Genomic DNA, 11888 nt, shown 5'->3' on the forward strand with positions numbered 1-11888 from the left:
TCAGCCGATCTGGGTGGCGACCGGGCTGCCCACGGCCAGCACGGGTTGGGCACCGGGCGTGCCGGACCCGTCACGACGCGGGTCGACGGCCGGGAGGGTGGCTGCCGCGCCGCCCGAGCCGGAGGCCATCGCCGGACCACGGCCGGCCCACGCGAGGACCAGGGCCGCCTCGCCCTTGAGGAGACGGTGGCAGCGGACGCCACCGGTCGCGCGCCCCTTGCCGGGGTAGGCGTCGAACGGCGTCACCTTCACCGACCCGGCCTCGGTGCCCGGGATCGTCCCTGCGGCGCTCGCGATCGTGACGACCTGGGCGTCCTCGACCGGCTCGAAGGCTCCGAAGAACAGCACCGACGCCCCCGCGGCGAGCTTGATGCCCGCGACCCCGCCACCCGTACGCCCCTGAGGTCGTACCACGGACGCGGGGAAGCGCAGGAGCTGGGCGTCGGTGGTGATGAAACAGAGCTCCTCGTCACCCGTCCGGAGCTCGCGGACACCGACGACCTCGTCGCCGTCGTCGAGCGACACGACGTCCCACGAGTCCTTGCTGGCGAGGTAGTCGGGCTTGACCCGCTTGACGATCCCCTTGCGGGTGCCGAGTGCCAGCCCTGGCGACTCCGGGTCGAACGTCGTGAGGGCCAGAACCCGCTCGTCCGGGCCCAGCCCCGTCGTGGTCATCTCCGTCAGCGGCACGCCGCCCTGGAGGTTGGGCGCGGCCGCGGTGGGGGGAAGGCCGGGGAGGTCGATGACCGACAGTTTGATGACGCGGCCCGCCGAGGTGAGGAGCCCGACCTCGCCGCGGGCGGTCGTACGGACGGCCGAGGCGACGACGTCGTGGAGGTGGCGCCCGGACTCGATCTCCGGGACCGTGTCGTCGGTGGTGCGTGCGAGCAGACCGGTGGCGGAGAGCAGGACGTAGCAGGGGTCGTCGGTGACCTCGAGCGGGACGGCGGCCGTGACGGCCTGACCGGCGCTCTCCAGCAGGACCGTACGCCGAGGGGTGCCGTACTTCTTGGCGACCTCGCCCAGCTCGTCCGACACCAGGCCCCTGAGCATCGTCTCGTCGGCCAGGATCGCGTCGAGCTGCTCGATCGTCGCGCGGAGCTCGTCGGCTTCCCGCTCGAGCTCGATCCGTGACGTCCGGGTCAGCCGGCCCAGCTGGAGGTCGAGGATGTAGGAGGCCTGGACGTCGGAGAGGTCGAAGACGGACTTGAGCCGCTCGTGCGCCTCACTGCGGGTGTCGCTGCTCCGGACCAGCTGGATGACCTCGTCGATGTCGAGGATCGCGATCAGCAGCCCCTCGACGAGGTGCAGGCGGTCGGCGGCCTTGCGGCGGCGGAACTCGCTGCGGCGTCGCACCACGTCGAGGCGGTGGGCGAGGAACACCTCCAGGAGCTCCTTGAGCCCGAGAGTGCGCGGCTGCCCGTCGACGAGGGCGACGTTGTTGATCCCGAAGGAGTCCTCCAGCGGCGTCATCTTGTAGAGCTGGGCGAGCACCGCGTCGGGGTTGAAGCCGTTCTTGACCTCGATCACCAGGTTGATGTCGGCCTCGGAGAGGTTCTTGAGGTCGGAGATGCCCTGGAGCTTCTTGGACTGGACCAGGGTCTTGATCCGCTCGATGACCTTCTCGGGCCCCACGTTGTAGGGGAGCTGCTTGATCACGATGCCCTTGCGGCGGGGCGTGATGCTCTCGATCTGGGCCGAGGCACGCATCATGAACTTGCCTCGGCCGGTCGCGTAGGCCTCTCGGATGCCCTCGAGACCGACGATCTTGCCCCCGGTCGGGAGGTCAGGGCCGGGAACGAAGCGCATCAGGTCGTCCAGGGACGCGTCCGGCTTCTTGATCAGGTGGCGCAGGGCCTGGACGACCTCGACGAGGTTGTGCGGCGCCATGTTGGTCGCCATGCCCACGGCGATGCCGGACGCTCCGTTGACGAGGAGGTTGGGGAGCGCGGCGGGCAGGACCGACGGCTCCTCCTCGCGGGAGTCGTAGTTGGGCCGGAAGTCGACGGTGTCCTCGTCGATGCTCTCGGTCATCGCGGTCGCCGGCGGCGCCATCCGGCACTCGGTGTAGCGCATCGCGGCAGGACCGTCGTCGGGAGAGCCGAAGTTGCCCTGGCCGTGCACCAGCGGGAGCCGCAGGGACCACGGCTGGACCATCCGGACGAGCGCGTCGTAGATCGACCCGTCTCCGTGCGGGTGGAGGCGGCCCATGACCTCGCCGACCACGCGCGCGCTCTTGACCGTCCCGCGGTCGGGGCGCAGGTTCATGTCGTCCATCGTGTAGAGGATCCGACGCTGGACCGGCTTCAGGCCGTCGCGGGCATCGGGCAGCGCACGGGAGTAGATGACCGAGTAGGCGTACTCCAGAAAGCTCGACCGCATCTCCTCGCGCACGTCGACGTCGAGGATGTGCTCCTCGTAGTCGGCCGGTGGCGGGGCGCTCGGCGTACGACGGGCCATGCACGTCCTCTCTCGTCGGTCGCTGCCTCGGTCAGCGCTCCAGAGAACCCTAGGCCATCGTCTCGACGACCCTGGGTCGCGACGCCGTGACCCGGGCAGCAGACGGTAGATTCTGGGTGTGGCCGAGCAATCCGACGCACCTGACGACCGCTACCCCGAGCACTGGGAGGCGGACGTGGTGCTCCGTGACGGCGGCACCGCCCACCTCCGACCGATCATCCCCGAGGACGCCGACGAGCTCGTACGCTTCTACTCCCGCGTCTCGGAGCAGTCGAAGTACTACCGGTTCTTCGCCCCGTACCCGACCCTCTCCGACCGAGACGTCAAGCGGTTCACCGTGGTCGACTACCTGACCCGGGTCGCGTTCGTCGTGACCATCGGCGACAGCATCATCGCCGTCGGGCGCTATGACGCGGTCGGCGAAGGGGAGGCAGAGGTCGCGTTCCTCGTCGAGGACGACCACCAGGGACGCGGGCTCGGACAGCTGCTGCTCGAGCACCTGGCGCAGGCCGGCCGCGAGATGGGCATCCACCGGTTCGTGGCCGACGTGCTCCCGGCGAACGTCCGCATGATCCAGGTCTTCCGCGACCAGGGCTACCAGGTCGAGCGCAGCGTCGAGGACGGCGTGATGCGTCTGGTCTTCTCGATCGACCCGACCGAGACCGCGATCGGGGTCATGCAGTCTCGCGAGCACCGGGCCGAGGCCGCCTCGATCGAGCGCTTCTTCAACGCCCGCAGCGTCGCCGTCATCGGTGCCAGCCGGCGTCAGGACACCATCGGCCAGGGCATGATCCGCAACCTCGTGCTGGGCGACTTCGCCGGCGCCGTCTATGCGGTGAACCCGCAGGCGGAGGCGGTCTCCGGTCTCCCGGCCTACAAGAAGGTCCAGGACATCCCGGGCGAGGTCGACCTCGCCGTCATCGCCGTCCCCGCCGAGTCGGTCCCCGAGGTCGTGCTCGACTGCGCCGCCAAGGGCGTCCACGGCCTGGTCGTGATCTCCTCAGGATTCGCCGAGATCGGCGAGGAGGGACGCCGGCGTCAGCGTCGTCTGGTCGGGCTCGCCCGGTCGTACGGGTTGCGTCTGGTCGGGCCCAACTGCCTGGGCGTCATCAACACCTCCTCACGTGTACGCCTCAACGCGTCGTTGTCGCCGATCATCCCGCCGCGTGGGCGCGTCGGGTTCTTCTGCCAGTCCGGCGCGCTGGGTCTCGCGATCCTCGAGAACGTCGACCGCCGGGGCCTCGGGCTGTCCACCTTCGTCTCCGCGGGCAACCGCGCCGACGTCTCCGGCAACGACCTCCTCCAGTACTGGGAGGAGGACGACGCGACCGAGGTCGTGCTGCTCTACCTCGAGTCGATCGGCAACCCGCGCAAGTTCTCCCGCATCGCCCGGCGCGTCGGCCGCAAGAAGCCGATCGTGGCCGTGAAGTCGGGTCGCTCGACTCAGGGCGTCCCGGTGGGGCATGCCGTGCGCAAGACGACGGCCCCGCAGTCGGCGGTCGACGCGATGTTCCGTCAGGCGGGCGTCATCCAGGTCGACACGCTCGGCGAGATGTTCGACGTCGCGCAGCTGCTCGCCCACCAGCCGCTGCCGCGCGGTCCGCGGGTCGCGGTGGTCGGCAACAGCGACGCGCTGGCGCTGCTGGTCGCCGACGCCGCCGCCGCGTCCGGACTCACCGTCGCCGAACCCATCGCGCTCGGCGCGAGCGCCGGTGCCGACGACTTCGAGGCCGCCCTCGACGCTGCGATCGACAACCCCGAGGTGGACGCGATCGTGGCCGTCTACATCCCGCCGGTCAACACCTCCGGCGAGGAGGTCGCCAACGTGCTCGCTGCCGTGGGGGAGCAGTCCGACAAGCCGATCGTCTCGACGTTCCTCGGCACCGAGGGGGTGCCCGAGCTGCTGCGCGTCCCCGACGTCGAGGGGGCGGCGGGGCGCGGCTCGGTCCCGTCGTACTCGGCGCCTGAGTCCGCCGTACGCGCACTGGCGCGCGTCGTCAGCTATGCGCAGTGGGCAGGCAGCGAGCAGGGCGTGATCGCCCACTACGACGACGTCGACCGTACGGCCGCCAGCGACCTCGTCCGCGCCGGGCTCGCTCGCAACCCCGATGGCGGATGGCTCACCGACGACGAGGTGCACCAGCTGCTCGCCATGTACGGCATCGACCTGTGGGACTGGGAGCCGGCTCCGACGCTCGAGGCCGCGATCGCGGCAGGGGAGCAGTTCGAATGGAACGTCGTGCTCAAGGCGACCGCCGACACGGTCCGGGCACGCCCTGATCTCACCCACGTCTGGCGCAACATCGCTGACGCCGACGACATGCGTGAGGCGTGGGCGGTGATGACCGCCGACATCGGCCCGCCGGAGCGCGCGATGTTCGTCGTCCAGAAGATGGCACCTCCCGGCGTCCCGATGTCGATCCGTACGGTCGAGGACCCGCTCTTCGGGCCGGTGCTGTCGTTCGCGCTCTCGGGCGCGGCTGCAGACCTGCTCGAGGACCGCTCGTACCGGATCCCGCCGGTCACCGACGTCGACGTCGCCAGCATGATCCGCGAGCTGAAGTCGGCGCCGCTCCTGTTCGGCTACCGCGGCGGACCTCGTGCCGACCTCAAGTCCATCGAGGACCTCCTGCAGCGGGTCGCCGCGCTCAAGGACGACCTTCCCGAGGTGTCGGAGCTGAGCCTCGAGCCGGTGGTCGCGAGCCCCGCGGGACACCACGTCCTCAAGGCGCGCGCACGGGTCGCGCAGCCGACCGACACCCGGCGCGACTGGTACGTGCGGCGCCTCAGCACGCCGGCCGGCCTCGGAGACACGTTGGCCGGCGCATGAGGTGGCGGCGCCAGGTTCCGGGGAGGGGCCGACGTGACTTCCGTGACAGTGGGAGACTGGTAGACATGGCCAACCGACATCCGTTGCCGCAGCGGCCCGAGACCGAGACCTCGGACCAGCCGGGCGACCGCACCGCCACGCTGAGCGCCGACATCGAGACCACCGGCTACTACCCGCAGGTGGTGGCCGCCGGGATCGCCGATGCGCTCGCGGGCGAGCCCGTCCTCGCGTACGTGCTCCACCACGAGCCCACGTTCGACGGTGACGAGGTGCGCCGCCACATGACGGTGCTGACCCTGACGCCCACACGCCTGGTCCTGGCCCACACCGACGAGCACCCGGCCGACGACGTGCTGCCGGAGCCCTACACCTCGACGACGACCGAGGCGGTGCCGCTGCGCGCCGTCGACTCGGTCGTGGTCACCCGCACCGTTCCGACGGCCACCGCCGTCACCTCGGACCGGTCCAACGACCCTGCCGAGGCCGTCCTGACGATCGGCTGGGGCGCAGTACGGCGTCTCGACCTGGAGCCGGCCGCCTGCTCCGACCCCGACTGCGAGGCCGACCACGGATACACCGGCTCGGCGACTGCCGACGACTTCTCGCTGCGCGTCAGCGCGGCCGCCGACGGCGGTGCCGCCGTGCAGCGTCTGCTCGCCTTCACCCGTGAGCTGTCGGCGGCGACGAGCCGTCCGCGGTGACGGCTGCCGGGACGGTGCTTCCTGCCGTCGACTACGACGCCCGTGCTCTGACCTCGGTGCTCCCGAGCGTCGCGGCGGCGATGGGCGTCCCCAGCTGGACCGACACCCTCGGGCTGCCCCCCGCCGAGCGCTACGTGGTCGTGCTCGTCGACGGGCTCGGCTACGACCTGCTCGCCGAGCACGCTGATGCGGCCCCGTACCTCGCGGGCCTCCTCGACCGTGAGCCGCTGCTCAGTGGTCTGCCGTCGACCACCGCCACGAGCCTCACGTCGCTGGGCACCGGGCTGCCGCCCGGGCGCCACGGCGTCGTCGGCTACACGAGCCGGATCCCCGGCACCGACCGCGTCATGAACTCGCTGCGCTGGGACCCTCAGGTCGACCCCTCGCAGTGGCAGCCGTACCCGACGATGTTCGAGCGCATCGACGCCGCCGGCATCCCGACGTCGACGGTCAACAAGGCCGAGTTCGAGGGCAGCGGGTTGACCGTGTGCAGCCAGGGCGGGGTGCCGTTCCACCCGTTCGGCTCGGTGTACGAGCGCCTCGACGTGGTCGTGGAGGCCTCCGAGGCGACGCCGGGGTCGCTGGTCTACACGTACGAGTCGACGCTCGACCACACCGGCCACGAGAAGGGCTGCACCTCCCCGGAGTGGCGTGACCGCCTGCGCGGCATCGACCACGACCTCGCCGACCTGCGTGCCGAGCTCGGGTCGGGGACGGCGATGCTCGTCACCGCCGACCACGGGATGCTCGACCTCCCGCGCGCCGGACGGTTCGACGTCGAGGCGGAGCCCCAGCTGCTGACCGACGTGACGGTCTTCGCCGGTGAGGCGCGGTTCCGCCACCTCTACACGCGGTCCGGTGCCGAGCACGAGGTCGCCGGTCGTTGGCGCGACCGCGTCGGAGAGCAGGCTCTGGTCCTCACCAGGGACGAGGCCGAGGCCGCCGGTTGGTTCGGCTCGATCGACGACGCCGTCCGTCCCCGGATCGGCGACGTCGTGGTGGCCTCGCTCGGTGACTTCGGCGTGTTCTCGTCGCGTCACTTCGGGATCGAGCTCCGCATGGCCGGCTTCCACGGGTCGGTGACCCCGGCCGAGATGCGCGTGCCGTTGCTCGTCGACGTCTGAGCGGAGACTGCAAAGGACGTGGTCGGCGGACTGCGCCCTGGATAGCGTGCGCTCATGGCCCATGCCCGCGCGGGGGACTCCGCGCGTCCGCTGCTGCTCGCCGTCGACCGCGACCCGGCTCTCCTCGAACGCGTCGAAGGCGAGCTCACGCGTGCCTTCGGGAGCGACTTCCGTATCCGCGGTGAGCTGACCGCGGACGAGGCCGTCCGCACCCTGGAGCGCGCGCACGCCCGCTCGGCCGCCGTCGCGGTGGTCCTCGTCGACCACGCGCTGGACCCGGACGACCGCCGTGACGTCCTCGACGCCGCCCGACGGCTCCACCCGGACGCACGGCGGGCGATGCTGGTGCCGTGGGGCGCCTGGGCGAGCAGGGAGGCCGCGCGCACCATCTTGTCGGCGGTGGCGGTCGGTGGCGTCAGCTACTACGTGCTCAAACCGTGGACGTCACGCGACGAGCTCTTCCACCGGACCGTCGCCGAGTTCGTCCAGGAGTGGTCCCGCAGCGACGCGACCACCCTGCGCGAGGTGGTCGTCGTGGCCGGACGCGAGTCGGCGCGGGCCGCCGGGGTCCGCAGCCTGCTGGTACGCAACGGCATCCCACACGCCTTCCGGGAGCGCGGCACAGCGCTGGCCGACCACGCCGAGCGGGCCGTCCGCGACCGGGGGCACGACCTCACCGGCGTGGACGTGCTGGTGACGATGCCGGCCCTCGGCGGCACGGTCCTTCGTGATCCCAGCGACGTCGAGATCGCCGAGGCCTGGGGCGTCCCGACGTCGCTGGGTCAGGAGGCGGGCGACCGCTCGTTCGACATGGTCGTCGTCGGTGCCGGCCCGGCCGGACTCGCCGCAGGCGTCTACGGGTCGTCCGAGGGCCTGCGAACCCTGGTCGTGGAGCGCGAGGCGATCGGTGGGCAGGCCGGATCGAGCTCGCTGATCCGCAACTATCTCGGCTTCTCGCGCGGCATCAGCGGGGCCGAGCTGGCCCAGCGGGGCTACCAGCAGGCCTGGGTCTTCGGGGCGCACGTCCTCCTGATGCGTGAGGTCGTCGCGCTGCGGCGCCTGGCCGAGGGCGGCGGCTTCGAGCTCGACATCGCCGACGTGGGCACGGTGACGGCGCGGGCGGTGGTGCTGGCGACCGGCGTCTCGTACCGCCGCCTCGGAGTGCCGGAGCTGGAGACGCTCAGCGGTGCCGGGGTGTTCTACGGGGCGAGCGTCTCCGAGGCGCACGCGATGACCGGGCGGCGGGCAGTCGTCGTCGGCGGTGGCAACTCCGCCGGTCAGGCGGTGCTCCACCTCGCGCGCTACTGCGCCCACGTGAGCCTGGTGATCCGGGCCGCGTCGCTCGAGGCGGGGATGTCGCAGTACCTCGTCGACGCGATCGCCGCTGCGGACAACATCACCGTCCTGACCGGGACGGAGGTCGTCGGCGGCGGTGGTGAGGGCTGGCTCGAGCATGTCGTGCTCCGCGACCGCTCCAGCGGCGCCGAGCACAAAGAGCGGTGCGACGGACTGTTCCTGATGATCGGTGCCCAGCCACGGACCGACTGGCTGCCCGAGGAGGTGCGCCGGGACGTCCGCGGCTTCCTGCTCGCCGGGATGGACGCGGTGGCCGACGGCACCTGGCCGCGGGACCGGCCGCCACGGCCGAACGAGTCGACGCTCCCCGGCGTGTTCGCCGTCGGTGACCTGCGCTCGGGATCGGTCAAGCGTGTCGCCTCCGCGGTGGGTGAAGGGTCGGTCGTGGTCTCGCAGGTTCACGAGTGTCTGGCCGAGGGCGATGCCTGAGGGCCACCGCGCGGCGCCGAGCGGCCGCCCGTCCCCGGGTGGGCGGACCGGCGCGATCGCTCTGGGCGTGTGCCTCGCGCTGCCGTTGCTCGGTCTCGCCCTGTTGATGTGGCAACCCGAGATCGACATCGCCTGGGAGGACCATCCCGCTCACTTCTGGCTGGTCCTGTCGGCCGCGGTGATCGGCGCCGTCCTGGCGTACGCGATGGGAGCCGCAGCCCTCCAGCGCGGTGACGCCCGCGTGCTGCTCTCCTCGTACGCCTTCCTGGTCACCGCACTGTTCCTGGGGCTGCACGCGCTGGCGACGCCGGGCGTCCTCCTCACCACTCCCAACGCGGGCTTCGTGCTCGCGACGCCCGTGGGTCTGGCGCTGGGTGCGGTGTTCGCGGTGTGGTCCGGCAGCGACCTCGGCGGCGAGCGTGACGTCCGCCTCGTCCAGCGGGCCGGTGTGATCCGGGCGGTGGTCGCCGCGGTCGTCGTCGGGTGGGCGGTCCTGTCGCTGACAGAGATCTGGCCGTTCGACGCCGGTCCCGTGCCCGAGGAGGTCGACGGCATGCTGTCGGCGATCGCGGGCGCGGCGATCGTCGGGCACAGCGTCGCCGCGTGGCGCTATCTCAGGATCTGGAGGCGTCGCCGGAACGCGCTGCCGCTCGCCGTCGCCTCGGCGTTCCTGCTGCTGGCGGAGGCGTCGGTCGCCGTGGCCTTCTCCCGGAGCTGGCACCTGTCGTGGTGGGAGTGGCACCTCCTGGTGCTCGCGGCCGTGCTGCTCGTCGCCCTCACGGCCCGGCGCCAGTGGCACGAGGAGCGGTTCGCCGCTCTCTATCTCGACGAGACGACCCAGGGACGACGGGACATGAGCATCCTGTTCGCCGACCTCCAGGGTTTCACGACGTTCTCCGAGGCCCACGCGCCCCAGGAGGTCACGCAGATGCTCAACACGTTCTTCGAGGTGGCGGTGCCGCCGGTGGTCGGGCGCTACGGGGGAGACGTCGACCGCATCATCGGCGACGCGCTCATGGTCACCTTCAACCGGCGAGGAGACCAGCCCGACCATGCCCGTCGCGCGGCCCTCGCCGGCCTGGCGCTCCAGGAGGCGACCGAGGCCGTGGTCCGCGAGCATCCCGGATGGCCCAGGTTCCGGGTGGGGATCAACTCGGGTCCGGTCTCGGTGAGCGTGCTCGGCACCGCAGGAGGACGTACGCACACCGTCATCGGCGACACGGTCAACACCGCGTCCCGGATCGAGGGGAAGGCGCCCGCGGGCGGCGTCGCGGTGAGCGCGGCGACCCTCGAGCTGCTCTCCGGGGTCGTCACCGAGCCCCTCGGTGCCCTGGAGCTCAAGGGCAAGAGCGAGGCGGTCGAGGTGTTCCGGCTGCTCGCCGTCGAGCGGTGAGCCTCAGCCGTTGAACGGCAGCGGGTCGTTGAGCGTCGTGACCGCACGGGCCCGCGCCGTCGTCATGCGACGCCGGTGGTGCTGGCGGCACAGCACCTCGTACCCGACCTGCGGGGTGGGGAAGCCGGGCTCGTCGACGTCGCCGATGACGATCTGGTCACCCTCGGTGACCATCACACCGTTCACCGTGCGGGCGTTGTGGGTCGCCCGCTTGCCGCACCAGCAGAGCGCCTCGACCTGGAGGGGCTGGATCCGGTCGGCCAGCTCCACCAGGCGCACCGAGCCCTCGAACATGCGGGTCCGGAAGTCGGTCAGGATGCCGAAGGCGAACACGTCGATCTGCAGCTCGTCGGTGATCCGCGCCAGCGCCTCGACCTGGGCGGTCGTGTAGAACTGCGCCTCGTCACAGATGAGGTAGTCGATCCGCCCACCACCGGTCAGCGACCGGACGACGTAGTCCCAGAAGTCGAAGTCGGGGTCCACCTCGATCGCGTCGGTGGAGAGTCCGAGGCGGCTCGAGAGGCGGCCGTCGCCGGCACGGTCCTGACTGGTGAAGATCCGGCCGACGCGTCCCCGGGCCGCGTGGTTGTGATTGGTCTGGAGCGCCAGGGTCGACTTGCCGTTGTCCATCGTCCCGGTGAAGAAGAGGAGGCTCGCCACGAGGCACGAGGCTACCGTGTCGCCATGGTCGATCATTCCTCCGCCGAGCCCTCGTCCGACGACCGAGCCGATCCGCTCCGGGAGCCCCTGCTCACAGTGGGTGAGCTCGACACCATGCTGCGCCGGGGAGGGGTGACCCTGCTGGACGTGCGCTACGTCCTGGGCGGCAGCGCCGGCCGGGCCGCCTACGAGGCCGGTCACGTGCCCGGAGCCTCGTACGTGGACATGGACGCCGAGCTCGCGGACCCGCCGGGCGACGGCCGCCGGGGGCGTCACCCGCTGCCGGACGCCGACCGGTTCGCGGCAGCGATGCGGGCGCACGGGGTACGGGCGGGCGCTCCCGTGGTCGTGTACGACGCGGACGACGGCACCTCCGCCGCCCGGGCGTGGTGGCTGCTCACCTATCACGGCCACCGCGACGTACGGCTGCTCGACGGCGGGTTCGCGGCGTGGGAGGCGGAGGGGATGCCGGTCTCCACGGAGACCCCGACACCCGAGCCGGGGGACTTCGCCGCAGATCCTGGGCACCTGCCCGTTGTGGATGCCGACGGTGCTGCGCGGGTCGGGCGGGACGGCGTGCTCCTCGACGCCCGTGTGACGCCTCGCTACCTCGGAGAGGTCGAGCCGGTCGATCCGGTCGCGGGCCACATCCCGGGAGCGGTGAGCGCGCCGACCTTCGACAACGTCGACGCCGCGGGACGCTGGCGCCCGGCAGAGGTGCTCGCGGACCGGTTCGTGGACCTCGGTGCCGTGCCGGGGCACGAGGTCGCCGTCTATTGCGGATCGGGCGTCACCGCGGCGCACGAGGTGCTCGCGCTCCGGCGCGTGGGCGTCGACGCGGCGCTCTATCCCGGCTCGTGGAGCGAGTGGGTGAGCGACCCGTCCCGGCCGGTCGCGACGGGGGACTCCGAAGCCACATAGGGAGGCGAGCGGCG

At 71.7% G+C, this 11888-nt stretch carries 8 protein-coding genes; 6 read left to right on the forward strand and 2 right to left on the reverse strand.

Features of this window, described 5'->3' with window-relative positions:
- Complete coding sequence (locus KV100_RS18045; RefSeq protein WP_220344466.1) at positions 1–2460, reverse strand: DNA topoisomerase (ATP-hydrolyzing) subunit A; 2460 nt, start codon at positions 2458–2460, stop codon at positions 1–3.
- Positions 2461–2578: 118 nt separating this feature from the next.
- Between KV100_RS18045 and KV100_RS18050 the strand changes: the two genes are divergently transcribed.
- The 5 genes from KV100_RS18050 to KV100_RS18070 all read left to right on the forward strand — a co-directional run bounded on the left by KV100_RS18050 (position 2579) and on the right by KV100_RS18070 (position 10293).
- Entirely contained in the window at positions 2579–5290 is a 2712-nt protein-coding gene (locus KV100_RS18050) for a bifunctional GNAT family N-acetyltransferase/acetate--CoA ligase family protein (RefSeq protein WP_220344467.1), read from the forward strand.
- A 65-nt stretch (positions 5291–5355) separates the two neighbouring features.
- Positions 5356–5991: a DUF5998 family protein gene (locus KV100_RS18055; RefSeq protein WP_220344468.1), complete on the forward strand. Its 636-nt coding sequence runs from the start codon at positions 5356–5358 to the stop codon at positions 5989–5991.
- Positions 5988–7115, forward strand: coding sequence for an alkaline phosphatase family protein (locus KV100_RS18060; protein WP_301022680.1), 1128 nt, complete (start codon positions 5988–5990; stop codon positions 7113–7115). The genes KV100_RS18055 and KV100_RS18060 overlap by 4 nt, the downstream gene beginning before the upstream one ends.
- 54 nt (positions 7116–7169) lie before the next feature.
- Complete coding sequence (locus KV100_RS18065; RefSeq protein ID WP_220344469.1) at positions 7170–8900, forward strand: FAD-dependent oxidoreductase; 1731 nt, start codon at positions 7170–7172, stop codon at positions 8898–8900.
- Complete coding sequence (locus KV100_RS18070; protein WP_220344470.1) at positions 8893–10293, forward strand: adenylate/guanylate cyclase domain-containing protein; 1401 nt, start codon at positions 8893–8895, stop codon at positions 10291–10293. Before KV100_RS18065 ends, KV100_RS18070 begins: the two co-directional genes overlap by 8 nt.
- A 3-nt stretch (positions 10294–10296) precedes the next feature.
- Here the strand turns inward: KV100_RS18070 and KV100_RS18075 are convergent, their stop codons facing one another.
- Positions 10297–10953 (reverse strand): thymidine kinase, encoded by a 657-nt coding sequence (locus KV100_RS18075; RefSeq protein WP_301022708.1) that lies wholly within the window; start codon positions 10951–10953, stop codon positions 10297–10299.
- A 24-nt stretch (positions 10954–10977) separates the two neighbouring features.
- Between KV100_RS18075 and KV100_RS18080 the strand changes: the two genes are divergently transcribed.
- Entirely contained in the window at positions 10978–11874 is an 897-nt protein-coding gene (locus KV100_RS18080; protein WP_220344472.1) for a sulfurtransferase, read from the forward strand.
- Positions 11875–11888 lie beyond the last annotated feature (14 nt).

The organism is Mumia sp. zg.B21, assembly GCF_019550855.1.
Taxonomy (GTDB): domain Bacteria; phylum Actinomycetota; class Actinomycetes; order Propionibacteriales; family Nocardioidaceae; genus Mumia.